The organism is Alcanivorax sp. VBW004 (genome assembly GCF_009718865.1).
Classification (GTDB): Bacteria; Pseudomonadota; Gammaproteobacteria; order Pseudomonadales; family Alcanivoracaceae; genus Alcanivorax.
The window spans coordinates 1,032,285-1,055,526 of sequence record NZ_WNHC01000001.1 but is presented as its reverse complement, the minus strand read 5'-3'; the positions used below and the strand labels follow the sequence as shown (position 1 = coordinate 1,055,526).

25 protein-coding genes are annotated in these 23,242 nt (G+C 46.6%); 7 read left to right on the top strand and 18 right to left on the bottom strand.

What is annotated here, in order from left to right; genetic code table 11:
• Position 1 precedes the first annotated feature (1 nt).
• From F1529_RS04770 to F1529_RS04755, 4 genes are read left to right on the top strand one after another with little or no spacing between them, the layout of a single operon-like run.
• Positions 2-1,480, top strand: a complete 1,479-nt coding sequence (locus F1529_RS04770; RefSeq protein WP_155132535.1) for an N-6 DNA methylase — start codon at positions 2-4, stop codon at positions 1,478-1,480.
• A 2-nt stretch (positions 1,481-1,482) separates the two neighbouring features.
• On the top strand, positions 1,483-2,694 hold the full coding sequence (locus F1529_RS04765) for a restriction endonuclease subunit S (RefSeq protein WP_155132532.1): 1,212 nt from the start codon (positions 1,483-1,485) through the stop codon (positions 2,692-2,694).
• Positions 2,695-2,703: 9 nt separating this feature from the next.
• Positions 2,704-3,846 carry an SIR2 family protein gene (locus F1529_RS04760; protein WP_155132529.1) on the top strand — a complete coding sequence of 381 codons (1,143 nt, stop codon included), beginning with the start codon at positions 2,704-2,706 and terminating at the stop codon, positions 3,844-3,846.
• A 16-nt stretch (positions 3,847-3,862) separates the two neighbouring features.
• Positions 3,863-5,590, top strand: a complete 1,728-nt coding sequence (locus F1529_RS04755) for an ATP-binding protein (protein ID WP_230457707.1) — start codon at positions 3,863-3,865, stop codon at positions 5,588-5,590.
• A gap of 64 nt (positions 5,591-5,654) precedes the next feature.
• On the opposite strand, the gene F1529_RS04750 is transcribed toward F1529_RS04755, so the two are convergent.
• The 4 genes from F1529_RS04750 to F1529_RS04735 all read right to left on the bottom strand — a co-directional run bounded on the left by F1529_RS04750 (position 5,655) and on the right by F1529_RS04735 (position 10,898).
• Entirely contained in the window at positions 5,655-6,959 is a 1,305-nt protein-coding gene (locus F1529_RS04750; RefSeq protein WP_155132523.1) for a TniQ family protein, read from the bottom strand.
• Positions 6,952-8,025, bottom strand: a complete 1,074-nt coding sequence (locus F1529_RS04745; protein ID WP_155132520.1) for an AAA family ATPase — start codon at positions 8,023-8,025, stop codon at positions 6,952-6,954. The genes F1529_RS04750 and F1529_RS04745 overlap by 8 nt, the downstream gene beginning before the upstream one ends.
• Positions 8,007-10,409, bottom strand: a complete 2,403-nt coding sequence (locus tag F1529_RS04740) for a DDE-type integrase/transposase/recombinase (protein ID WP_155132517.1) — start codon at positions 10,407-10,409, stop codon at positions 8,007-8,009. Before F1529_RS04740 ends, F1529_RS04745 begins: the two co-directional genes overlap by 19 nt.
• 246 nt (positions 10,410-10,655) lie before the next feature.
• Complete coding sequence (locus F1529_RS04735) at positions 10,656-10,898, bottom strand: hypothetical protein (RefSeq protein ID WP_155132514.1); 243 nt, start codon at positions 10,896-10,898, stop codon at positions 10,656-10,658.
• Between the two features lie 270 nt (positions 10,899-11,168).
• Here F1529_RS04735 and F1529_RS04730 point away from each other — a divergent pair, with 270 nt between their 5' ends.
• Complete coding sequence (locus tag F1529_RS04730) at positions 11,169-11,843, top strand: hypothetical protein (RefSeq protein ID WP_155132511.1); 675 nt, start codon at positions 11,169-11,171, stop codon at positions 11,841-11,843.
• On the opposite strand, the gene F1529_RS04725 is transcribed toward F1529_RS04730, so the two are convergent.
• Both F1529_RS04725 and F1529_RS04720 read right to left on the bottom strand, forming a co-directional pair.
• Positions 11,836-12,264 (bottom strand): antitoxin Xre-like helix-turn-helix domain-containing protein, encoded by a 429-nt coding sequence (locus F1529_RS04725; protein WP_196220370.1) that lies wholly within the window; start codon positions 12,262-12,264, stop codon positions 11,836-11,838. The genes F1529_RS04730 and F1529_RS04725 overlap by 8 nt on opposite strands.
• Before the next feature lie 158 nt (positions 12,265-12,422).
• Positions 12,423-12,662, bottom strand: coding sequence for a hypothetical protein (locus tag F1529_RS04720; protein WP_155132505.1), 240 nt, complete (start codon positions 12,660-12,662; stop codon positions 12,423-12,425).
• A gap of 409 nt (positions 12,663-13,071) precedes the next feature.
• On the opposite strand from F1529_RS04720, the gene F1529_RS04715 reads away from it, so the two are divergent.
• Positions 13,072-14,165, top strand: a protein-coding gene (locus F1529_RS04715) for an IS3 family transposase (RefSeq protein ID WP_155132502.1) whose coding sequence is annotated in 2 segments (ribosomal slippage) — positions 13,072-13,312 and positions 13,312-14,165 — 1,095 coding nt in all. Because the reading frame shifts where the segments join, the coding sequence is not laid out codon by codon here.
• Between the two features lie 50 nt (positions 14,166-14,215).
• On the opposite strand, the gene F1529_RS04710 is transcribed toward F1529_RS04715, so the two are convergent.
• The 12 genes from F1529_RS04710 to F1529_RS04655 form a co-directional block, all read right to left on the bottom strand.
• The gene (locus F1529_RS04710) at positions 14,216-14,815 is read right to left on the bottom strand and encodes a DJ-1/PfpI family protein (RefSeq protein WP_155132499.1); all 600 of its coding nucleotides are present in this window, start codon (positions 14,813-14,815) and stop codon (positions 14,216-14,218) included.
• Positions 14,796-15,155 (bottom strand): rhodanese-like domain-containing protein, encoded by a 360-nt coding sequence (locus F1529_RS04705; RefSeq protein ID WP_155132496.1) that lies wholly within the window; start codon positions 15,153-15,155, stop codon positions 14,796-14,798. Before F1529_RS04705 ends, F1529_RS04710 begins: the two co-directional genes overlap by 20 nt.
• Complete coding sequence (locus F1529_RS04700) at positions 15,155-15,895, bottom strand: glutathione S-transferase N-terminal domain-containing protein (protein WP_155132493.1); 741 nt, start codon at positions 15,893-15,895, stop codon at positions 15,155-15,157. The genes F1529_RS04705 and F1529_RS04700 overlap by 1 nt, the downstream gene beginning before the upstream one ends.
• An 11-nt stretch (positions 15,896-15,906) precedes the next feature.
• Positions 15,907-16,488, bottom strand: coding sequence for a carboxymuconolactone decarboxylase family protein (locus F1529_RS04695; protein WP_155132490.1), 582 nt, complete (start codon positions 16,486-16,488; stop codon positions 15,907-15,909).
• A 29-nt stretch (positions 16,489-16,517) separates the two neighbouring features.
• Positions 16,518-17,993: a GMC oxidoreductase gene (locus tag F1529_RS04690; protein WP_155132487.1), complete on the bottom strand. Its 1,476-nt coding sequence runs from the start codon at positions 17,991-17,993 to the stop codon at positions 16,518-16,520.
• Positions 17,993-18,484 (bottom strand): hypothetical protein, encoded by a 492-nt coding sequence (locus tag F1529_RS04685; RefSeq protein WP_155132484.1) that lies wholly within the window; start codon positions 18,482-18,484, stop codon positions 17,993-17,995. The genes F1529_RS04690 and F1529_RS04685 overlap by 1 nt, the downstream gene beginning before the upstream one ends.
• A gap of 104 nt (positions 18,485-18,588) precedes the next feature.
• A complete protein-coding gene (locus tag F1529_RS04680; protein WP_155132481.1) occupies positions 18,589-19,479 on the bottom strand; it encodes a LysR family transcriptional regulator in 891 nt (296 codons plus the stop codon).
• Positions 19,480-19,572: 93 nt separating this feature from the next.
• Complete coding sequence (locus tag F1529_RS04675; protein ID WP_155132478.1) at positions 19,573-20,037, bottom strand: hypothetical protein; 465 nt, start codon at positions 20,035-20,037, stop codon at positions 19,573-19,575.
• Positions 20,038-20,154: 117 nt separating this feature from the next.
• Complete coding sequence (locus F1529_RS04670) at positions 20,155-20,667, bottom strand: hypothetical protein (protein WP_155132475.1); 513 nt, start codon at positions 20,665-20,667, stop codon at positions 20,155-20,157.
• On the bottom strand, positions 20,664-21,347 hold the full coding sequence (locus tag F1529_RS04665; protein WP_155132472.1) for a carboxymuconolactone decarboxylase family protein: 684 nt from the start codon (positions 21,345-21,347) through the stop codon (positions 20,664-20,666). Before F1529_RS04665 ends, F1529_RS04670 begins: the two co-directional genes overlap by 4 nt.
• Positions 21,340-21,879 (bottom strand): hypothetical protein, encoded by a 540-nt coding sequence (locus tag F1529_RS04660; RefSeq protein ID WP_155132469.1) that lies wholly within the window; start codon positions 21,877-21,879, stop codon positions 21,340-21,342. The genes F1529_RS04665 and F1529_RS04660 overlap by 8 nt, the downstream gene beginning before the upstream one ends.
• A 35-nt stretch (positions 21,880-21,914) precedes the next feature.
• Complete coding sequence (locus tag F1529_RS04655; RefSeq protein WP_155132466.1) at positions 21,915-22,067, bottom strand: hypothetical protein; 153 nt, start codon at positions 22,065-22,067, stop codon at positions 21,915-21,917.
• A 121-nt stretch (positions 22,068-22,188) separates the two neighbouring features.
• Between F1529_RS04655 and F1529_RS04650 the strand changes: the two genes are divergently transcribed.
• The gene (locus F1529_RS04650; protein WP_155132463.1) at positions 22,189-23,214 is read left to right on the top strand and encodes an AraC family transcriptional regulator; all 1,026 of its coding nucleotides are present in this window, start codon (positions 22,189-22,191) and stop codon (positions 23,212-23,214) included.
• The last annotated feature ends 28 nt before the right edge of the window (positions 23,215-23,242 follow it).

Sequence of the window (23,242 nt, the reverse complement as noted above, 5' to 3'; positions counted from 1 at the left end):
CATGTCGCTACAACAGAAAATTGACCGCATTACCGACATTCTGCGCCGCGACGATGGCATCAGTGGTGCCATGCATTACACAGAGCAGACATCCTGGGTCTTGTTCCTGAAGTTTCTCGATGATTACGAGTCGGAAAAAGAAGATGAAGCCGTATTGTCCGGCAAAGACTATCAGCCCGTATTAGATGACGAGCATCGCTGGGCAAGCTGGGCTTGTCCTAAAACAGCAGATGGCAAGTTGGACCTGTCACAGGCAAAGACTGGGGATGACCTCACCGATTATGTCAACAATCAGCTATTCCCCTACCTGAAAGGCTTTGCCAACGCCGCCGCAACGGGAGCAGATCCAAAATCCTTTACCTACAAAATTGGCGCAATTTTTCAGTACCTGGATAACAAGGTCGCTTCCGGCCATACCCTGCGTGAAGTTCTGGATATTGTGGATAGCCTGAACTTCCAGTCCGAATCTGATCTGTTTGAACTCTCGCTGGTGTATGAAGGCTTACTGCAAAACATGGGCGATGCCGGTGGCTATGCCGGTGAGTTTTATACCCCGCGCCCCGTGGTGCGCGCCATGGTGCAGGCCATTGACCCGAAACCCGGCGAGACGATTTACGACGCGGCCGCCGGTTCCTGTGGGTTTCTGGTGGAAGCCTTTGAGCACCTGAAAAGCAAAAAGAACCAGCTCTCCACCGAGCAGTGGGATTTTGTTCAGCGCGATACCTTCTTCGGCTTTGAAAAAACCTCGCTGGCTTATGTGATGGGTATGATGAACATGATTTTGCATGGCATCGAATCACCCAACCTGTTCCGTGGCAATACCCTGACCCAGAATATCCGCGATATTCAGGAAAACGATCGTTACAACATTATTCTCGCTAACCCGCCATTTGGTGGTAAAGAAAAGTCGCAAATCCAGCAAAACTTCCCTATCCAGAGTAACGCCACCGAGCTGCTGTTTTTACAGCACTTTATGAAAACCTTAAAAAGTGGCGGCAAAGCAGCCATCGTAGTGCCAGAAGGCGTTCTATTCCAAACCAACAGCGCCTTTAAGCAAGTGAAAAAAGAGCTGCTGGAAAACTTTAACCTGCACACCATCTTAAGCCTGCCCGCAGGGGTATTTTTGCCGTACTCGGGCGTTAAAACCAACGTGCTGTTTTTTGAGCGCAGCGGCGGCACCAGCGATGTGTGGTATTATGAATGCGACCCCGAGCAAAAGCTCACAAAAAATAAACCAATCACCGACGACCACCTAAAAGAGTTTGTTGAGCTGTACAGCAGCCGCGAAACCACCGAATGTTCGTGGACTGTTTCCGCCAGTAAATTGGCTGAAGACTATGACCTATCAGCCAAAAATCCTGCCAAGCAAAAAGATGCAGAGCATTTAGCACCCAGCGATATCCTTAAGCAGATCCGCACCAAGGAAAAACTGGTGTCAGGCCTATTGGATGAAATCGAAGACCTGTTGGCGGAGAAATAACCATGGAACAGGTTTTGTATAAGCTGCCGGATGGGTGGGAGTGGCAATCAGTCAAGAAGCTTAGCCATAACATCCAGTACGGGCACACAGCTAAAGCAGAGAGCAATGGCAACGCAAAGTTCTTGCGTATTACTGATATTCAGGGTGGAAAGATCGACTGGCAGGGGGTTCCAACAGTATCCCTAGAAGAAAACGAAATCAGCAAGTACGCGTTGAATGATGATGATTTAATCTTTGCCCGTAGTGGTGCAACTGCGGGAAAATCTATTCTAATCAAGAATGCGCCAAAGGATGCCGTATTCGCGTCTTACTTGATTAGAATTATTCCAAACAAAAAAGACATTTTTCCAGAATACTTAAGTTATTTCTTTCTAACACCTGCTTACTGGGAGGTTGTTGGTCAGAATGCCACAGGCGCAGCTCAGCCCAACATCAACGGAACAAAGCTTTCAGAGTTTATTATTCCTGTAGCTCCTCAAGGAGAACAAAAACGCATCGTCGAAAAACTCGATGCATTGCTCACACGCATCGACACCGCCATCGAGCATTTGCAGGAAAGTTTCACACTGGCTGATGCGTTGTATGCGAGCACGATAAATGAGCAAATGATACAAGCGATTGAGTTATCCGGTCTATCTACGGTCGAAAAACATATTGAGCAAATTCAGACAGGAACAACACCACCAACGAAGCAACCCGAATTTTATGAAAATGGTGACATTAACTGGTTTGCACCTTCTGACTTTGGTGATCACGATATCCTGTCTGATTCCAATAAAAAACTCAGTCAAAAAGCATTTGATGCAGGTAAAGCACGTAAGTTTGATTCTGGTACGATCATGCTCGTCGCCATCGGAGCGACCATCGGGAAGATCGGTTATTTAGAGCAAGATGCCAGTTCTAACCAGCAAATTACCGGCATTAAATTCCACAGCAACATAATTCCCAGATATGCGTACTACTGGTTTAGGTTTATTAAACCTGAAATTCTGACAAATGCGTCAACCGCGACATTACCCATCATCAACCAGAAAGGAATTAAAGCACTTTCGTTTTGTGCGCCAAGCAAACAACTACAAGAAACTATTTGCAAAAATATCGATGAAGTTTCTAGTTTCAGAAACTCAGTAAAATTTGAATTAAATGAAAAAGTAGAATTAATGCGTTCATTGAAAGCATCAATTCTCGATTCCGCCTTCAAAGGCGGGCTCTAAGGAGGGAGTATGGCATTCGACACCACAGTTTTTGAACAAAAAGAGTTCAGAGAAGCAATCAATAATCTCGAAGAATTGCTCTCACACTCAAAAGCGGTTCTGTTAGGTGCAGGTGCAAGTGTTTGCGCTGGGCTTCCATTAACAAACCAGCTAACAGAAAGAGCACTAATAAATGACAAGCTCTCAGATGATTCAAAGCAGATATTGACTGCCATACAAAACTCTTTTTCTGACGCAAATCCAGCTTCGCATATAGAAGACTACTTAAGCGAACTCGTAGATTGGCTTGCCATCACTACTCGACGAACAAATCGCAATGTAACGGCTAGCGATGTATCTATTGGAGGTACTGAATATAGTAATAATCAGTTACTAGCAGCGATAAACGAGATAAAACTCGCTATTTTTGACGTAATTAAAGTTGATGTAGATTCTGCTGTACATGAGCGCTTTGTTCAGGCACTGCATCGACCAATGCGACCAGGGAAAGACAACCAGTCGAGCACAATCGATTATCTGGTGATGAACTACGACACGTTAATTGAAGACTCACTCGCACTATCACAATTAAGGTATGCCGATGGTTTAGAAGGCGGTGTCTCCGGCTGGTGGAACCCCTCGACGTTTGAACAGAACAATCTAGATGCCAGAGTATTTAAGCTACATGGCTCCATCAATTGGGCTGAACATGCCTCTTCATCAACACCATTACGTATTGCTCCGCATTTGAAATGCAGTAAAGAGCAAGCTGCGAAGATTATGATTTGGCCTGCATCGACTAAATACCGTGAAACTCAGCTCGACCCCTACGCCAATTTAATGCACAGAGCGAGAGCTGTTTTAAACCCGCGAGGCGGTAGCCAACGGGTTTTATTGATTGCAGGTTATAGTTTTGGCGATGCACATATCAATCTAGAAATCGAGCGTGGTTTAAGGGCTTCAAATGGCAATTTAACCGTGATTGCGTTTACGAGCGACCCTGTACCTAGTGGCGCGCTGAAAACCTGGAATGAAGATAACTCAATCAACGAACAAGTACTGATTTTTGCTGATAAAGGTTTTTTCCACGCCGACCACAAGGCCACGTCAGAGAATAGCATTGAATGGTGGATGTTTGAAAACCTAACTCAGGTCCTTGAAGGAGGTATTTGAAATGGATAACAGATACATGAAACCCATTGATAATCTCTCTATAGGGAAAATTATTGAGGTGGATGGCTCGCGTATTATCGCTGAGCTCGACCCTACGATTTCAGACTTGTCTCGAGTATTTGCTGGTGAAAACTATCCGATTGGGCAGTTTGGCTCAATCATCAAAATTCACTTTGGCCGCCGCTCTATTTATGGGTTAGTCAGTCGATTACGTATGAAGGCCGACTACCAGCTAGAAAAGGGCTTGCCTGTTGCGTCTTCAGATGAACGAATTATTGAAGCGGATTTGTTCGGTGAGGGTGAATGGCGCAGAAAAGGCGAAAGCGAATTTGTTCTTGAATTTGAGCGAGGTGTAGCTACCTACCCACTGCCTCAGCAAACGATTTATCTAACACCAAAATCAGAGCTGAGGTTTATTTACGGGGACGCAAAAGGCGCGGTGATTCAACTGGGTGAACATGTTGGTTCAGGTGGTGCTCCTTGTTACGCTGAGTTGAATGAATTACTAGGTAAGCACACTGCCATCCTTGGCTCTACTGGTGCCGGCAAATCGGGTACTGTGGCGGCAGTTATTCACAGTATTCTTGAGCGTGGCCAGATAGCTAAACATAAGAACTGGCACCCGCAAATTATTATCCTCGATCCGCATAATGAATACGGCAAAGCGTTTCCCGCACACCAACGTTTATCGACCGATGAAGGTTCACTAAAACTACCTTATTGGTTACTCGATTTAGAAGAGTCACTGAGCTTGTTTATCGGCAAGACCGAGTTTGCAGCAACCTCACAATCAAACATTATAAAAAATGCATTAATTGCCGTTCGTGAGCAGGCGGCTGAGCAGCTTGAGCTTGATAAAGGCCAGTTAACGGTTGATTCGCCGATACCCTACATTATCGGAAATGCAGAAGGCTTAGATCATTTCGGATTCAAAGATGGCACCCGCTACGAAGAAGGGTTAATTGGTGCCATTAACGCACAGCGCCCAGATAACAAAGATAAAAAATCCCATGAGGATTACAGCAAAGTCATTCGCAAGATTGACTCATTGCTAAAGGATGGCCGGCTTAAATTTATGATGGAAAGCTGGAGCGGTGGCGAAGACCCACTACCCGCTATCGTCAATCAATTTTTAACCCAACTAACCACAGTACAGATTGTGGACCTTTCAGGTGTACCTAACGAAGTTGCAGGGGTCGCTAGTGCAGCCATCGCCAGAATTGTTTTCCAGCTCAAGGTCTGGCAAACAGAGGAAGAGCGGAAAGATAGCCCCGTTCTGTTAGTGTGCGAAGAAGCACACCGATATGTGCCGAATCGTGGTGAGGCCCAGTATGAAGCCGCTCAATCTGCAATTCGCAGGATTGCGAAGGAAGGTCGAAAATATGGTGTTGGACTACTATTAGTTTCGCAGAGACCTAGTGAAGTTGAAGCGACAGTACTGTCACAATGCAATTCATGGATCGTACTTCGAATAACAAATGATTCCGACCGCGAGCATGTTCGCAGTGTGTTACCGGATTCGATGTCTGGCTTAACCAAAATGCTGTCCGGTTTAAGGCGTCAGGAGGCCATATTTGTTGGTCAAGCAGTCACGCTGCCAACCAGAGTGATGATTCGAAGTTTGCCAGATGACAAACTGCCTCGCTCAAATGATGTTGATTTTGATAAAGGTTGGCAGAAACAAGCGATGACAATCGCGCAAATTGGTGCGGTCGTAAAGAAATGGCGGTATCAGTCAAAATGAATGTTAAATTAGATCCCTTGCTTAATTTTTAATGTTAAATCGGGGCCTTGACGGCCCCTTTTTTTCAGGACGAATAGAGAGCGGAATAGACCTCCCCAATCGCGCCCTTGAGCAGGAACTTGGGCAGCCCCGTTTCCTCCCTGAGGCATAAGTAGGCCTGTTTCCTGGATTTTGGATACCCTGAGTAGGATGAATTCGTGAAATACTGTAAGGCGGAATTCAGCGCCTTTTCACGAGTCCTTTGTCGCTGGGCCACAATCATGGATTGGTGGCGTTTGACCAATGCACTGACTGCAGTGGGATAACGGTACTCAAGGTACCCAACCGAGACGTTAAGCTCAGCCGCCACTTCCTTCATCGGTCTCGGCCTAACACAGGGATCCAGGTATCGACGGAGTTTGGACTGAATCGCATCGTGGTTTCGCTTCTGCCTGGACTTTCGTTCGCAGAATCCCGCCGGTAACTCACAGAGCCATTTCTGGCTCAGCACCTGAGTTGAATTGATCGCACTGCCTGATATCAGGGTATAGAGATCAATCCCCAGCCCATAGCAAAGCCGCCTTGCCGTACTGAAGCTGACGGGCTTCTGTTTATGGTACAGGCTGATCCATTCATCTCTTGGAAATGCCTGATACAACTCCAGCTCCTTACCGTTCCCCCAATAGTGGTCAAACAAGTCTCGTAGAGAACGCCAAATCCCGCCTTCCAACTCAGCAGTAAAAGGCTGCTGCGCCATATCAACGAAGAACTGATGAACATCAGCGCCTTTCATTTCCCAGCTACGAGCAATTTCAGGCGCGAGTTTGTCCGGGTTTCGGGTGCCCAGGTGTCTGCCGCATTGCTGACAGAATCCAATCGCCCTTTTCCTTATGTAACCCGTCTGCTTACAACTGCAGAATGCACACTTAGATATCAGCTCTGTTCGATGACTCGGGCAGTGAGTAATAGCTGACAGATGCCAGATCAACTTGAAGAAGGGCTGCTGCCCCAGGGCCTGCCACTCACTCATGCACTCAGGGCACCACCGGAAGCCTGGAGCAACCTCATTGGGGGACCTACCAATATCGCTGGTCATGAATAGGAGCCGAGACTGGGATAATTCCAGCCCAGTCAGCTTCTCCAGAGCGCCCTGAATTGCAGCGCTGGATCGGTTATTTCTCACCATCTCAGCGGGTTTCAGAAACGCGGGAACAGGCTGGGCTTCGGTATCAAGATGCGTAAGCGCTGACGTTTGCTTGTTGATGTGTCGCAGCAGTTCGCCAACGAATATTCCATGCTCATACGCCACTCTGTACACATAGGAAGCCAGAGATTCCACATCACAGGTTCCAGCACCCTCTAGCTCGATTGGAAATAACATATCAGCCATGCCCCTCTGTCCGATTGCCCGGTGCGTAACGCTTGGGTTTACGCTGAAATGGCTTTCCCTTGTTCTTTGGTGGCATCACCTTCATTGCTCGGTCACGGGGTGACTGTGAGTGTGCATCTGCTGGCTCGAACAGCTTTTCCCCCTGATAGATCTCCTCGGAGATAGCCGCCAAATCAGCTTTGGAAAACATGACTTCCCTTAGCAAGGCAGGTGACAATTGCTTTTCCGTAGCATGAGAGCGAGCAACTGCACGGCCAAGCCAGTTGCGCAGGAGGCCGATGCAGCCAAGAGAACCGTGATATAGCATCTCCGAGGACTGAGTCAGCACCCGGTCTGTGGCAATGTCCGCAATAATCTGGTCGTAGGTGGCCAGAATTTTCCCAAACTCCGCCAGATCATCATCCGTTGCATAGTATCGAGCGAGGTGGATCTGGGATTTTCGGCCGATCATGTGCGGTGAATGACCAATCACCTGAAGGATGGGATAGGCTCCCACCACAACCAGCACCAGCCCGCAGGTTTTCGCCATGCACTTCCATGAGTCCATTACCGCGTAGCCGCCCTGAGAATCCTTGCTTACATAACGGACATGTTGAGCCTCATCCACAAACAAGAATCGGGTCTTTCTCAGGCGAAAGGCATTCTCCAGTGCAAAACGGAGTGTGGGCTCATTGGTCCTGTCAGCTTTGGTATTCGCGGGCCCATCACTGAATTCCTGCCCTATGACCCCATAAATTGGGTGCCTGACCGCCTGATGCAGCTTTAATGTGAATGCTTTGGTAGAAAACCGCCCATGAGGACCGGTGTTTTCCGCATCGACGATAACAGCCGGAAGAATCCCGTCCCGCTCGAAGTCGATCTCGCCACACAGTAAACCAACCAGTTCAGTAATCAGCTTCGTTTTCCCTGCTCTGGAAGGCCCAGTAATGCAGACCACATCACCGGGAGAAGCTAGGGAGAGTGCCGCGAACGCCTCTCCCAGTGCTAGCTGCCAGTTACGATGCACGATTTTTGTACTATTCAGCTTTGAGATAACCTGAGGAGCCTTCATCGCGATACCTCCCATGACTCTGTCATCAGAGGCTCAACTGAAGCAGACCGGATCCTCGCGAAGATGTCTTGTGGAACCCGATCCTCCTCTATCTCTGACTGGATATTGATAACAGGAGTCGAGGTATCCGCAGCCACTTGATCCATCTCTTTGATCAATCTAACAAGATCTTCATCCGCTTGCTCCCGAATCAAACGCTTGTCTTTAAGAGCCTCGGTAACCTCAAGGGATTGAACATGTTGCTCAATTGGGTCCAGAGTTATGAAATTCGAAGCTGGGGATGCGAAGCATGAGATCCAGCGATTATTCATACCCGCGTAGACTAGGTAAGGGTTCTCAACATCCGGCCTTACCTCAAGGTGCTTCTTTCTTCCTGTTATCGCGCTCAGATCTGGTGCCCAGTAGAACATCTCGCCAATGTGCAAACCTCTCTGAGGATCTACCTTGTAGGACGTCGTCTCAACACTGGTAGCGATCATAAACCGGTGATCCAGTGAGGCCTTTCTAGCTATATATGGGAATTCTTCCTGACCGGTCTTGAGAAGATAGGCAGGAGAGTAACCTCCGGGACACACCGGCTTATTGTTCCTCCACTCAATAAATGCCAGTAGTTCCCGATATAGATCATAAGGCTTGAGAACAGCATGTTTTTCGGGAGAAAAGCTTCTGTCTACGGATCGGACCTCCTTATAGTCAGCTGTGTTTCCCGGGCGGCTTGATAACCACATCTTCTTAAAATCCCCAAAAAGCCCCTCAATTTCAGAGCCATAACGAGGATGGGCGCTTGGTCGAAGCGAATAATCGACCTCTTTATCGGCCAAAAGTGAAGCAAAATATACAGATTTGAATTCCGCGCCCCTATCCACGATCAGCTCAGATGGCAACCGACCGTGCCTCCTGACGCAATCACGCATTACTTTCGCAATAGACCGCCTGGAAGGAGGTAGCAAGGACACCGACATCGAAATAACTGCACCGGAGTAGATATCAATCATCCCGGTGATGGTGGGCCTTGCGGCATAGACATAATCACCACCACTAAAAATAATCACGAATATGTCAGCCGTATAATGATCAACGGAGGCCGTTTTCCAGCCATATGAGGGCTTCAAGCCTCTATACTGTACAGGTACCGCAGCGACCTTTGAGTTAGCCAGTCGCTTACCACCTCGTTGCTCCCCCAGTAGCTCGCCCGGCACCTTCTTCAAATGGTTCCAAAAAGTCGCCCAGGAGACCGGATCTGAGTTCGGGTGCTTTTCCTTTGCTCCGACTTTGTAAGCAATGTAGCTTCTGTAGTCAGAGATGCCTTTTTGGGGCCCATGATCATTATGTAAGTAATCATGCAGATGCCTTGCTACATGGGCGGGTAATCTCTGCTGTCTGTTGCCTGATAGGTGATAGTCGGGCAACAGCGATTGAAAGGGGGTCAGCCCAATTTTCTCCCCATCCCTCACCTTCGCCTGCCAGCGCCGAGTACTTCTCGATTTTTCTCCATCCTGCAACCGACTCAATCTTTCCAATGCCTTAGCTGCACGAGCAGAGGAGGGAGCCAACTCCATACACACCGCAATTGGCTCTAACGTCGAAAATGGCCGCGCCTGATTGAGAAACGCTACACCTTCATCCAGAAAGTCCTGGCGAAGGGAAACCAGAAAACCTTTTGGTGAGGAAATAAGTGCTCTATTCAGATCTCCGAGAACCAGACCATCGTCAAGCATCTGTACTAGCTGTGTGTAATCAGGGTATTCCAGCTTGTCTTTAAGGTCATAAAGGGACATCCAAACGTGGTCGGAAAGTGATCTATGAACAGCGTTCCATTCAGATTCGGTGTACCTGGTTTCTTGTCGTGATAGAAGCAGACTTTGCAGATTAGAGATCTTGTATCTCAGTTCAGGTTGATAACAGAACACCGAATGGCCCAGGCCCATATCTGCCAGGCACTTTTTAGCAGGCACATACTCGACCTTGCCTGATTCTCTCTTTTCCCAGTTACGTGGAGATGTCTTGACTAATTCCTCCGCAGTCGCCTTATCTTTGACCTCTACAAGGATCACGCCATCACGCCCAAGAACCATAAAATCTGGCGTGTACCAGATTCTCCTGTCCCGCCCATTCTTATCCTGGATGACGACCTTTATCTGCTCAGCCTGGTCCCAAAACTCCAAAACTCTGCTGTCATGCTCGCATAGTGTCACGAAGGCCCTCTCAGGCATCCGGCTTTCTGTCGAAATCGTCATCCCCATCTTCTCGGATGACACAAATGAGATGACATTACTCTTGGCCCTGGTGCCCACCATCCTGGATGGCTCGGAATTACGCACCCTCTCAACGTACTCTCGTGCCGGCCCATGCAGGCCCACTTGGCGGCAATAATCCTCAAACTCGCTTTCACTAAGCATAAATGTACCCCTCCCGGAGTATTGAGAGCCGCTACCAAACAGGCATAGGGGCCCCTCAAGACCGGGATCTTGATATCAAAAGTTGACGTCTCGAAATGGGGAAGGGATACTGGAGGCTCCTACACCGAAGGCATGCCTTCCCCAAAAGCCGAGACCTGTAACGGGTTTCGGTTTTTTTGTGCCTAATTCATTGCCAGCCTCCTAATTATGGTCACTTCTTTAGACTCAATGGGACTCATTGAGACACTAATTATTTGAGGTGGAGATCATTCTATCTACACTTCTGGCAACGTCCTCCGCCTTAGCAAAATACCCACTTTTCCTCGGAAAACGATGAAGCGCCACAGGCAAAGTTCCTCGCTGATGAGCTTTTCTTACTGCCTGAACCGAAGGGTACTTATAAAAATCAGCGACTTGCTTAAGATCAAGCAATTCGCCATATTTTTTTCTAATAGAATCCAATCTTTCAGAAATTAGTTTTTTGCTCATATCAACACACATCTCGCCCGACCACACCTGTCCCAACGAGTCAAATTAAAGGTTGAAACTACATGATATAAGTGCAAAATTCTCGGTAAAATTATCACTTAAAAAATGAAAATATTTTACCTAAAGAAAATTAATAGCTCTAATTGACTTAATGAAGACTCAAGCAGAATGACTAACATCTCTCGATCTCTACCACGAAAAATACAGACAAAGATCTGGCTCGAATGCATTCTCAGGGAGCATGACTTAGGTCAAACGGATTTTGAAGCCATGATCACAAGAGGCTCAGAGCCAACAAGGCAAGTGTACAAATGGTTTAGAGGCGACAACTCCGTAACAAAGTCTAAAGTGGATCAAGTAGACAATATCCTTCCAGGATCGTCAGAAGTTTTTAACCTTCCTCTTTTTGACCTTCTCCAAAATAAGCCGATAAGAAAGTCTCAACTTAATCGCTTAATTTCAAATTACTGTGACAGTGACTCTCTTTTCTGGAAGCTGCCGAAAACTTACAAGGGAGCCCCAGACGGAGAATCATTACCGATAGATAGTATTTATAATGTCGACCTGCTTTATCAGCGGGGTGGAATATTCAGCTTTATCGCGATTCTTTACATAGTAAGACTGGCAGAAATGAAGAAAGACTCTTTTCTTCACCTTAAAGCTGTTATGTATGCCTATAAAAGCTTCCCTTCATTGGCTCGACATCCGGACTTCATAGGGCACTGGGAGGATATATTAACGGCCTTCATACAGGTTCATCATCGCGTCGAAATCACCATGCTCAAATTGACTCCTAATTTCGAAACGATCAAAGAACAAATTGAGTCTAAAAACTTTATAACTCTTAGGAAACTTAGACCAAGGCACCCAGTAACTGGCCACTTTATGGACAACGCTCCCACTTTCATAGAAACCAAATTCGGGCCATTAGAAAATACTAACTGAACACGCCATTCCTAATTCGGCCAATTAAATCTTCAACGTCTCTGGTGCCTATTTCCGTTCCTGAACGCATAAGCGGCGACTCGCCATTAAAGATTTCTCTGGGCGCCAGCATCCACATGACTGCTGACTGTTCATTCCCGTTCATCATCGAAATGGCCAAGTCGAGCACCCTGGCCAACCTGATCACTCTGTCTGACTCGTCCGGACGCAAATAACCTCTAGCTTTTCTACGGCTCATTGTGGAGGGAGTAATAAGAAGGGCTTTGCCTATTTCACTATTTGGGATCTGAAAGATCGCCTGAAGCTCGAGAAGAGCCCGATAAGGCAGCCCTGCCATAATCGTTTCGATCAGCGTTGGTTGCTCAGATAATGACACCCCGCCTATACGTTCAACGACAGTTTTATCTGCGTAACTATTCATCCCCATATACCCATCTCTACAGTTAAACCGACTTAGATATCTATTGCGGAACATAAAAAACACTAAATTCGCAAAATCATTACTGATATAGACAGTCAGTACTAGATCAGGCCTCTGTAAAGTATGAGGCTCTCTAGGCTTGTCGTTATCGAGGGAAATTATGTTCGTTCATTCTTGGGCTGCTCTCTATCCGCCAAAAGATCATCACTAACGCCTTCGGAGCCGAAATACTCGTTCCAAACCGGATCGGTCGGCCGTTCATAGCGTTTGACGGACCCCTTGAGACGCTCCAAAGGTGTAATCCCTTGAGGTAGTGGGTGGGCCAGCTCATCGTCATGGGCGGTGTAGGCATCATAGCCGTCGACTAGTTCTTTTTCGCTCGGACGTTTTGTAGCCATATCAGTGCGTACTCCATATTTTATGTCTATATATACGAACCTGTGCTAACAACTGTCGTGCAATCCGGTCAGCCCGGCAACTCTGTCACGTACCGACGCAGGTAGACAGTGGCGTGGAGTAAAACGGGACCTGAAGAACCCGAAACCAAACCAGGATCCGGAATATACCGATCGCAAGATTTTCAAGCTTTGCATCAAGAAGACCACTTACTGAGCACAGTGCGTAACCAATGAGCTAGACCCTACGGCCTCCTCCGGGTGAGCTAAGTCTGACTCCGTAACCATACCGAGATGAGGTACAAGCCTCTAGTGCGTCTCTAAGATCAGGTGCGGGAGCAACTTCAACTGAATCGCCACCAGTTTGCTAGACACCTTTTAGCCATACAAAATGGCAATCTGAGAGAGGTCCATGAGCAGCAAACGCCATCCCGAAGAATTCAAGATTGAGGCGGTTCGTCAGGTGACGGATCGTGGTCACAGTGTGGCTCAAGTAGCTGACCGACTCGGTGTCACCACCCATAGCCTGTACGCCTGGATCAGGAAGTTTGGCCTGGATTCTGAGCAGCATCAGGCCAATGCAGATGACCAAGCCGAGATCCGCCGGCTCCAAAAAGAGCTTAAACGCGTTACCGAAGAGCGCGACATTCTAATAAAAGCCGCGGCGTACTTCGCCAGTCAGTCCGATTGAGGTACGCCTTCATACAAGAGCACAGCGAGCGGTGGCCAATTCGCTCACTGTGTTCCCTGTTGGTCGTTCACCCCAGTGGCTTATATACCTGGCAGAAACAGCCTCGTTCAGCTCGTGCCATTGAGGACGAGCGCCTGTCCGGGCTGATCAGGCAGTTCTGGCTGGAATCCGGAGCCGTGTATGGCTACCGGAAGATCCACACGGATCTACGTGAGAATGGCGAGCGATGCGGGCCCAATCGAGTCCACCGTCTGATGCGCTACACGGGAATACGAGCGCAGGTGGGGTATCATAAGCCACACCATAGGGCTGGGGAGCTACACAAGGTGACACCGAATATCCTGCAGCGGCAGTTCAATCCGCAAGCACCAAACGAGAGCTGGGTAACGGATATTACCTATATCCGCACACATGAAGGCTGGTTGTATCTGGCGGTTGTACTGGATCTGTTCTCAAGACGGGTGATCGGTTGGTCAATGCAATCCAGGATAACCAAGGAGCTGGCCCAGGATGCACTGCTGATGGCGGTCTGGCGTCGCAAGCCTGAAGGCAAAGTAGTTGTTCACTCCGACCAAGGCAGCCAATACACCAACCACGACTGGGACTCGTTTCTAAAGGCGCATGACCTGGAGGGGAGTATGAGTCGGCGCGGTAACTGCCACGACAATGCTGTTGCTGAGAGCTTCTTCCAGCTGTTGAAGCGGGAGAGAATAAAGCGAAAGATTTACAATAGCCGGGACGCGGCCCGGACAGATACTTTTGATTATATCGAGATATTCTATAACAACCGGCGACGTCATGGTTCTAATGAATAGCTGTCACCGGTAGAGTATGAAAAGCGTCACCAAGAACGGCTGAGAAGTGTCTAGTGAACTGGTGGCGATTCACTTATCTGGGATGAAAGATATCGGGACTTGTATATCTCAACAAGCTTTAGAACTGCTTGTTGCCAGGCAAAACCAGCGCCAGTAGTGATAAAATTACTCGACACAACTAAAGACTCGTTCGCCACAACATTTATATCAGGATAACGCTCTTGCAAAGAGTGCGCATAATCCCAATGGGTAGTTGCAGCTTCGCCAGACAACAGACCACAATCAGCCAACAGGAAAGCCCCTGTGCAAACAGACACTATCTTAGCGCCTTTATTTTTTTGTTTGGCGAGCCAAGAGCAGACGGAGCCAGAGCATACTCTTTTCTCTATAATCAATTGTGAAGAAACCCAAACAACATCTGGATCCGGGCAATTATAAAAATCATAATCTGGTACGACGTTAACACTACAGGCGGTTTTACCTTCCTTACGAGACTGCGATACTGTGTAAGCGTTAAATCCACCAGAATATACAGGGTCATCTTTACACAGGGAGTTAAAACTTTTCAGCATTTCCAGGGGACCAACGGATGAATATAGAAATGAACCCTGGGTCAGCAGGAACGCAACATTAACCCGCCTCTGATTCATTAGACTTTTCCGGCAGCCCTTTATCTCTCCAGCTAATCATACCCCCTTTAAGTTGATACGCATTAAACCCAAGAGCTTTAAGCTTTCTTACGGCAGGTATACTTCTATGCGCCGATCTGCAAATAGCGATCACCCTCTTGTCTTTTGCCAGCTGCAAACCAAGCACATTTTCATCGGTAAACGCTGTAATAGGGAGATTAACAGCGCCTTCTATATGTCCATTTTCAAATTCTGACACGGTTCTTACATCAACTATTTTCCAGCTATCAAGCTCTTTGGCGAGTTCGGATGCAGAAATTTCAGGTACTTTTCCGAAAGGTAACCAATTAGTTAATTTCATTACTTGGCTCCATACTGATTGTTGAGGTAAGAAACGATCATTTTAGACTCAAAAAGCCCTCGATCATTATTCGGATCATACAGATATGGAACTTGGACTTTTCCCGCTTTCTCTAATAGCTTTGCTCTGTTACTTCCGGGAACAGGGACATACTTTTTGAATGTTGGTCGCAGCCAAGGGACGCCTTGATCGCTCAGTTGTTGCTTCCCACAATTGCGCAAAACGTATGCTATACCTAGCTCAGTCAACTGCTCTCTAACCAGTCTGGAGTAGGGACTAGACTCAAAGCTGTATAACTCCAAGAGCATTTTAGGCGGGTTAGAATCACGACCACGAATTCCCTTGGCAAACCTCACACCTGATGCCAGCCTGCTAACTGAGGGGAGTGACGGCTCGGAGGTGGCGACATCTTTAGTATAAGCATTATTCAAATAAGCAATAATGCTATAACTACCACTGACTACCTCGCCTGTATTGGGGTCTGAAAGCACAGGAACCTGGTGTTTCCCAGTAAGCGCTTCTACTTCGCTCCAGAACCCTGGGGTTCCTTTTGGGCAAGGCTTGATAATTACGTCAAGCCCTAACTCAGTCATCACTTCTCTTACTGGCCGACAGTATGGACAACCTTCCATATCATAAAGAACCAGAATCTTTTCAGGTTGAGATTCACGGACGACGGAACGAGTACCTCGCCACGATCTTAATGTTGATGCAGTAACTGATGAAATTATATCAAGCATTATATTTCCTTTTACAACGGCTTAATGACAACTTTCTTGTCATTTCTAGCCTTGAACATCAGAAAAACCAGGATTGGCGCACTGAATATAGAAACTACGATCTCGGTAAAGAGGTTGCTGCCTTCAACTTGATCCCCGCGCAACCTGTGCAGAAGTGCATCAAATGAATTGCCTGAAAGATTCCCAAGATAAATAGCATGGAGATATGCATATATCTCCAACCTTTTCCAGACGTCAAACTCCTCTTTTAATCTTTGAACAGAATCGAAATCCGCTTTAGTTCTATTCTCTGAAAAGTTTTGTGCAAAAAGGACTGCTACAGCAGTTTTTTTAGGCAGCGATACCGCTTCAGGGTTACTGATAAACTCATTCAGCTCATCAACATCAACTGCATTTTTCAATGCAAGATTGGTATGGAGCCAAGTGCAATAACGGCAGTCATTGACGGATGTACAACCGAGCATAACTTGCTCTCTCAAGGCAGCAGATGTAGACGGCTTAATTAGAGCAATCAAAAACCTCGGCAGATAGATTGCATTCATCGCAAGCGATCTAACAAACCCAACCAAACTAAATGTTCTTTTGCTATACATATGTAGTCCTCCTAACTGCCAAATACAGATTAGCGTTTTGCCTTACGCAGCATTTCCAATGCAACATGCCTAGACCAGGCTGCTATTGTCATTGAAGGCGGCGTCCCGGGTGCTGCGGGAAGGGCCGAGGCATCAACAACATAGAGATTTTTTTGATCATGAATCATACCGTCATGTCGAACGACGCCATCTTTGACGCTAGCCGATAATCTCGCGCCACCAAGTGGGTGTACTGTCAGCTGGAAATTTTTCAGGTATCTGACGGGGCTCTTGCTTCTGCAAGCGACTTCGTCAAAGTCTCTTTGCACATCATCAAGAATGGGATTTTCAGATTTCTTATAGTTGATCCTCATTTTCCCCGCTGACCAAATAACCATTCCATTAGCTTCGTCTGCACCCATACCAACAAGAACAGCATCACTTTTTAGCTTTCGTTTAATGAATGAGGGAAGAGGTAATTGGTCGATACCACTAAAGCCATACCGTGTCAGGTTCACACCGGGCATGGGCTTGCCGGTCTTTGGATCACGCAGCCCAAATCGGCCATGGGTAGGAGTCCCAAGAGAGAGGTCGCGTTTTTTATCATTCAGCGCCCACCAAGCAACACTATCCCCGTTACCGGCAAAGCCTTTACCTAGCGCAGGCATTCCATGGAGTCCGCCAATGGATCGGCTATGGAACAAAATACGAAGTGTGTTCAACGTGCCACAAGCAAGTACGACATTGTCCGCAAGAATGTAAACACGACGTTTTAATTTGTGATCAAATACTTCGAGCCGATATCTGTCCTTCGCAATTCCCCATATGCTCAAGCACTCATGTCGATCAGCAATGACCAAACCATTATTTAAAGCTGGAACCAACATCACCTTGTCAAGAGATGCTTTAGCACCGTTTGCACTACCGAAAAAACTATTATCTTTATAATCGCTTTGATAGCCTTCCAGCCGCATTGACATTTCCGGTTGCTCAACTGTATCGCTTGCAACGAAATGCTCAGAGTCTTTAAAAGCTTCAGGTGTCCAGTTGGGCACATTGTCCGCCTCTATAATTCGACGGGCACCCATTTTCTCAATCATCCACTCGTAATGCTCTTCCATCTTCAGGGATGAGACTTGTTTCGCATGGCCATCCCAATAATCTTTTTTTTCAGGCCGCACGTTCATAGCGCTGTAGACATGGCTTCCACCGCCCACGCTGTTACTACATACAACCGTCATTTCTTTACCAAGATGAATGTCGAATAATCCGCGAGAAGATAGCTTAACTCCATTTCCAGGCAGCAACCGGCCGCCCAGCCTATTTACCAAGGTAAATACCGCTTTTAAACCTCGTGGGAAAGGTGCGTAATCGGTTACATCCGTCGAACGGACTGCAGGGGTGTCTCGCCAAGGCCCTCTTTCAAGCAGTAATACATCTTCACCGGCCTCAGCAAGCGTATTTGAAAGAACACTTCCACCAAATCCGCTTCCGATCACTACCGTTTTATAGTGAGAAGCGACCATTAGCCCTCTACCTCTAGCGTAAAATACAAAAGCGTTTTAACACCGGATTTGGCTCTGTACTGCATTCGCGCCAGGTAAAGACCTTCCTGAAAAACCCGAATCTCACCCATTATTGGTTTTAAGAAAAATGCATTTTTCTCTACACCATAATCGAGAAAAATCTCTTCTGATTCGTTTTTATCGAAACAATAAAAACCCCACTGGGCAATAAAAGGCCCAATCCCCCAAAGGTTAGCGCCTCCATCCTCAGAAAAGGCTTTACCACGCCAAGGGTTCAACCAGGTCGTAAGCAGGCGGTAAAGGAGTACTTTCAATATAGCCGGCAACCAGTCCAGTCCCTTGACAGCAAATAATGTCCCCTTGTAAGTGCCCGGGATCAATTGTCCTTTAACTGGCTCCAGCGTGGAAAAAAGGGCAGAAAGCTCACTCTGCCTATGGTTTGACAAGAAAGTCCGAGGGGGGAATGACAATGATGCTTTTATTGAAGTCATGATGATTCCTTTGCCATTGATTGCAAAGGAATGTATGACATAGACAGGGGGGCGACAAACGATAAGAAATAACTCTTCAGATTAGCCAGGCTAATCCGAAATGACTACCGCACCTCAATTTCATCCAGTTGAGTTTTCAGCCAGTCTATAAATTCCCGCCCACCAACGGGAAGCGACTTGTTATTGGGATAAACCGCGTAAATCGCCTCATCTAGAGGCCCTATCGGCGGAAATGGGGCTTCAACCCTGCCTGACTCCACTAATGGCATTTCTACTGGATACAAAGCGAGAGCAGCCCCAAGAGACTCTGCAGCCTGTACAGCAGCAGGATAATCATCAACGTAGTACTGAGAGCCTCTGGAATCACACAAGCCCAACTGATCAAAAAAGCGCTGCCAAGCGCCCGGTCGACCAGTCATATTAACCAAAGGAATTTCTTCAAGCCTGGTTATATCCCCTTTTAAATTGTACTTTTCAGTAAACCCAGGGGGCATAATAATAAGAGCACTTACGTCGGCGATCTTCTCATGATTCAAACCTGCCCAAGGCGGCTGCCCAAAGCGAATTGCTATATCAGTGTTTGTTGCAACAAGGTTTGTATTGGAAATCGAGGTTTCAATGGCCAAGTCAACATCGGGAAATCTATCCCGAAAATCGTTTAATTTCGGCAAGACCAAACGTCCTGCAACTGGAGGCATAACGCTGATTTTTACTGGCTTGGATTGATTCGCTTTCAGCGCTTCGGTTGCCTTGCGAAGACCATTGATATGGGGAGCTATTTTACTTAAGTATTTCTGACCATCGTCAGTTAACGACAATCCACGATTCTTCCGATCAAATAGCTTTACGCCTAGATTTTCTTCCAATAAAGAAATTTGCTGGCTAACAGCGGAAGGAGTTACATGAAGGGTTTCGGCGGCGACCTTGAAACTCTGAAATTGTGCAGCCGCTTCAAATGTTAACAGTAAATTAAGGTTGGGAAGCTGATTACGCATATTGAAAAGCCGGACAAAGCCCTAAATTATTTATCTCTGATTGCACACACCGGGGAGGGATACCCCCCAGTGTGTTTTTGCTTTAGAGCGGCGCTATGTATCAAGGCTAAAATATGGGTTACGACCTTTACGTGTAAGCATGGCTACAGACCCATAAAGCGGAGTCATTGTCAAAACCACAGCCGCTTCTACTAACAAACTCGAATCTTTCGGGCCCTGTCCCCGCAAACGCGCCAGGAATGCATCATATGTATTCCCCAGCTTGTTAGTCAGAAAGACAAACTTCACGAGCCAGACTATATCTTCTGCAACCTCTTTCGGATAGAAAGATGATAATAGTTCAGTCGTAGAAGCTTGGCCATCTGTTTTTGAATAGTTAAGCGCATAAACAACGGCTATGCGTTCATATTCAGAGACTACAGAGTAATCCCCGGAGAGAAGCGACTCAATATCTGAAGGTTCGACGCCAAACCGAATCGCCAACTCTGAGTGCATCCAGTTACAATAGCGGCATTCCAGAACAGAGGTCACCACCAGCATCAACTTCTCTGCAAACATGGGCGACACTCTCTGCTGGCTGTACGCCGCGGCCACCTTTGCAAGCATTGAGGGAGTGGAACCTAACTGGCTTCGGAGCTCGCCGAATCGCAATATAGGCTTATTAAAAACCATGCTCTATTTCTCCAGTGAAAAATAGAGTACAGTAAAATAACCTGTACGAGTACGGTATAGCATGCGGGCTAGATAATACTGCTCACCCAAGGCTCGTAGCTCCCCCCGAATTGGCCACAATGATGGCGGGTTTTCCGGCACATCATAATCCAACTCGATTACTGGGCGACCGTCGTCATAAGCCTTGCCTCTCGTTACACGATAGAAACCAAGTTGGCGCTTACCGTGGCGATTAAGCAACATGTTTCCACCTTGCCGACCATTAATAAATTTGCCTTTCCAAGGAGAAACGGGTGAATTAACAATTGCATGTAAAGGCCCACGCAATAATCGAGGTAAACGACGCACTCCTTCAACGGCATAAAGTCGCCCTTGGTATGCCTCGCTTAGTTCATCAATTTTAGGGGGCGATAAACGGGCAAAAACGGAATCAAGGTCCTCCTGGTTCATCGTGCCGTTGAGCGACGTCGGTAATTGATGCATATTGATCACATTGTCAGTGTTAGTAGTAGTCATACCGCATTACCCCGCTCTGCGTAGCTTTCAGAAAAGTTCAGGAAATCAGAAAGGGTTTTAATTGGGTTTTGCCTTCGTGTAATGGAAAGATACATCCCAACCACTGGAAGAATGCTCCCAAAGAACAGCGATGCCACCACCGCTTCATCCAGCGCATTGCTGTCTTCCGCAGGCTCACCACGCAAGCGGGAAAGAAAAGCATCAGATGTATTACAAATCATGCTGAACAACATAATAATTCGAGCTGTTGTCTGAATATCCCCTCGCTCCTCGATGGTATACTTATTTTTCATTTTCTTAATCAATTCCGGCGTGACGCCAGAAAAGTTTCGATTCGCAAGTTCACGAGCATAGGAAATCGCCAGGAATTTTTCCTCGTCAAAATCCTCAGGAGCAATCCCTTCCAACTGAGCCAACTCCTCTTTGCTCACCCCGGCCTGGAGAGCAAAGTCATGATGGGCATAGTTACAGTATTTACATGCATTCAATGTTGCGATTGCCACCATTATTTCTTCTCGAAATGCAGGATCAAACCGCTTTGAAACAAGTATTCCATACAGATTTTCCGGGCTAGCCGCCAAGTTCAATCCATGTACAGCCAGCTCTTTTAGAGAAGCCGTCTTATGTTGAAATGCAGAGAATACTCCCGAGGGTTTATTGCTGCCAAATCGTTTAAGCATGATGGATCTCCTCGTTATTATCGATCAGCAATGGCTGTACAACCGCTTCGTAATGTTCTGCGAACTCAAAGAAATCTTTAACAACCCTGCTTAATCGTTGCTTCTGCGCAACCGCTACCAACGAATACATTACGGGTATAATGGTCATTGCAACGCCAGAGATCACCAATTCACCAAAGATAGAACTGTCTTTGGCTGGCTCACCGTTAAGCCTATGATAAAAGGCCTCTAATTTATTACATGAAAGATTCATTATGGTTATGAATCTAGCAACAAAATCGATATCGTATTGCTCTTGGTCAGTGAACTCCTGAATAAATCTCTCTTTTAATTCTGGCTTAACAGACCCAAAATCTGATAACGAGCGAGCAACGGCATAATCAATGGCAATTTTCCGACGCGGATCAAAATTTTGGTAATCCGCTTGCTCAAGCTGACGCAAAGTTTCTTCACTAACGCCAGCGTGCTGAGCGAACTCATGATGTGTAAAGTTACATATTGTGCAACCATTTGCCCTCGATACCGCGACCATTATTTCTTCTCTAAAATCTTCTGGCAGTCTATTTTTTACCGCGATAGCGTGAATATCTTTTCTTTGAGCCTAGCAAACACAGATATAGCATCACGCACAGCCCAGCCAAGTGAGTATTTTCTCTTTCTAAATCCGTCCAAACCACTGACAAGTGATTCATTATATGGGGAAGTAAAATCCGCTTTCATGCCCTAGTCTCCAAGCTGAATCTATAGAGCTATAGTAGCCAGATATTAAATGCAGGCAGGTTAAGCGTTGACAGATTTCAGTCATTAGAAGACAATTTGAAGCATATAACAGGAGTCTGATGTGACATCTAAAGCCATAGTGGGGAGCTATGTATTGGTGCTAGCTGATCTATTGGATCGGAGAGGCTTGGACAGTAAAAAGTGGTTAAGGGATTCCGGTTTAGAGCCGAGCAGTTTAGACCAACCGCGGCAATACCTTGATATCCAGGAAGTAACCAATGCCATACGAACGGCAGTAAAGATCAGTCATGATCCTGCATTGGGTTTGTACTTTGGACAACAATTAAATTTAAACACCCATGGCTTGCTTGGAGTGGTAGGTCTGCTAAGCAGCAATGTCGGTGACTCACTTGAGGCCGGCTTCCGTTACTCTGCAACTCGATCACCACTTGTCGACCTACGCTTAACAGAAAGCGGAAACGACGCAATAATTCATATCGCCTTGAACACTGACGTACCAGATGATATTGAGCGCTTCACATTAGAAAGTCTGATTTATAGTTTTGGTACGATGGCTCACTTCCTATTTCCCGGCGACATACCTCCAGTTACTGTTGAGGTCAGTATCGATAAACCACCTCATGCAGAGCTATACAGCATATTGTACAGGTCACCACTTACAATCCGCTTCAATGCTCATAGCAATCGGATCATTTTCCCAAATGAAGTTCTAAAGAGACCACTTCCTCTGGCAAATTTACAGACGCGCAAGCTAGTAGAAAAAGAAGTTTCAGAAGAGCTAGCTCTACTTACAGGTGATTCAGAACAAGAGAATGACATTATTTCAAGAGTAAGAAAATTGATTACCGAAATGCCAGGATATTATCCGTCCATGGATGAAGTTGCGGAGCGCCTGGCTATGACTAAACGCACCTTGCATCGACATATCGAAAAATCAGGCACCAACTTCAAGAAACTCACGGAAGAAATCCGATTCAAAGATGCTAGCCATTACTTAAATGACACAGATCTATCAGTAACGCAGATAAGTCACCTTCTTGGTTATAACGACTCTTCGAATTTTACTCGTGCATTTCATCGCTGGTCTGGTTTCACACCGTTGCAATACAGAAAAAAATCAAGATGACCGTTCCCACCAAAAACCAGGGCCATGA

What these genes read in the sequence shown, in the direction of transcription:
- F1529_RS04670 (WP_155132475.1), bottom strand. Translation starts at nt 20,667, where the DNA reads ATGACTACTACTAACACTGACAATGTGATCAATATGCATCAATTACCG.
- F1529_RS04740 (WP_155132517.1), bottom strand. Translation starts at nt 10,409, where the DNA reads ATGCTTAGTGAAAGCGAGTTTGAGGATTATTGCCGCCAAGTGGGCCTG.
- F1529_RS04685 (WP_155132484.1), bottom strand. Translation starts at nt 18,484, where the DNA reads ATGACTTCAATAAAAGCATCATTGTCATTCCCCCCTCGGACTTTCTTG.
- F1529_RS04770 (WP_155132535.1), top strand. Translation starts at nt 2, where the DNA reads ATGTCGCTACAACAGAAAATTGACCGCATTACCGACATTCTGCGCCGC.
- F1529_RS04710 (WP_155132499.1), bottom strand. Translation starts at nt 14,815, where the DNA reads ATGAATCAGAGGCGGGTTAATGTTGCGTTCCTGCTGACCCAGGGTTCA.
- F1529_RS04760 (WP_155132529.1), top strand. Translation starts at nt 2,704, where the DNA reads ATGGCATTCGACACCACAGTTTTTGAACAAAAAGAGTTCAGAGAAGCA.
- F1529_RS04765 (WP_155132532.1), top strand. Translation starts at nt 1,483, where the DNA reads ATGGAACAGGTTTTGTATAAGCTGCCGGATGGGTGGGAGTGGCAATCA.
- F1529_RS04755 (WP_230457707.1), top strand. Translation starts at nt 3,863, where the DNA reads ATGAAACCCATTGATAATCTCTCTATAGGGAAAATTATTGAGGTGGAT.
- F1529_RS04745 (WP_155132520.1), bottom strand. Translation starts at nt 8,025, where the DNA reads ATGGGAGGTATCGCGATGAAGGCTCCTCAGGTTATCTCAAAGCTGAAT.
- F1529_RS04700 (WP_155132493.1), bottom strand. Translation starts at nt 15,895, where the DNA reads ATGCTTGATATAATTTCATCAGTTACTGCATCAACATTAAGATCGTGG.
- F1529_RS04665 (WP_155132472.1), bottom strand. Translation starts at nt 21,347, where the DNA reads ATGCTTAAACGATTTGGCAGCAATAAACCCTCGGGAGTATTCTCTGCA.
- F1529_RS04690 (WP_155132487.1), bottom strand. Translation starts at nt 17,993, where the DNA reads ATGGTCGCTTCTCACTATAAAACGGTAGTGATCGGAAGCGGATTTGGT.
- F1529_RS04675 (WP_155132478.1), bottom strand. Translation starts at nt 20,037, where the DNA reads ATGTTTGCAGAGAAGTTGATGCTGGTGGTGACCTCTGTTCTGGAATGC.
- F1529_RS04705 (WP_155132496.1), bottom strand. Translation starts at nt 15,155, where the DNA reads ATGAAATTAACTAATTGGTTACCTTTCGGAAAAGTACCTGAAATTTCT.
- F1529_RS04655 (WP_155132466.1), bottom strand. Translation starts at nt 22,067, where the DNA reads ATGAAAGCGGATTTTACTTCCCCATATAATGAATCACTTGTCAGTGGT.
- F1529_RS04720 (WP_155132505.1), bottom strand. Translation starts at nt 12,662, where the DNA reads ATGGCTACAAAACGTCCGAGCGAAAAAGAACTAGTCGACGGCTATGAT.
- F1529_RS04735 (WP_155132514.1), bottom strand. Translation starts at nt 10,898, where the DNA reads ATGAGCAAAAAACTAATTTCTGAAAGATTGGATTCTATTAGAAAAAAA.
- F1529_RS04695 (WP_155132490.1), bottom strand. Translation starts at nt 16,488, where the DNA reads ATGTATAGCAAAAGAACATTTAGTTTGGTTGGGTTTGTTAGATCGCTT.
- F1529_RS04660 (WP_155132469.1), bottom strand. Translation starts at nt 21,879, where the DNA reads ATGGTCGCGGTATCGAGGGCAAATGGTTGCACAATATGTAACTTTACA.
- F1529_RS04725 (WP_196220370.1), bottom strand. Translation starts at nt 12,264, where the DNA reads ATGAATAGTTACGCAGATAAAACTGTCGTTGAACGTATAGGCGGGGTG.
- F1529_RS04680 (WP_155132481.1), bottom strand. Translation starts at nt 19,479, where the DNA reads ATGCGTAATCAGCTTCCCAACCTTAATTTACTGTTAACATTTGAAGCG.
- F1529_RS04750 (WP_155132523.1), bottom strand. Translation starts at nt 6,959, where the DNA reads ATGGCTGATATGTTATTTCCAATCGAGCTAGAGGGTGCTGGAACCTGT.
- F1529_RS04730 (WP_155132511.1), top strand. Translation starts at nt 11,169, where the DNA reads ATGATCACAAGAGGCTCAGAGCCAACAAGGCAAGTGTACAAATGGTTT.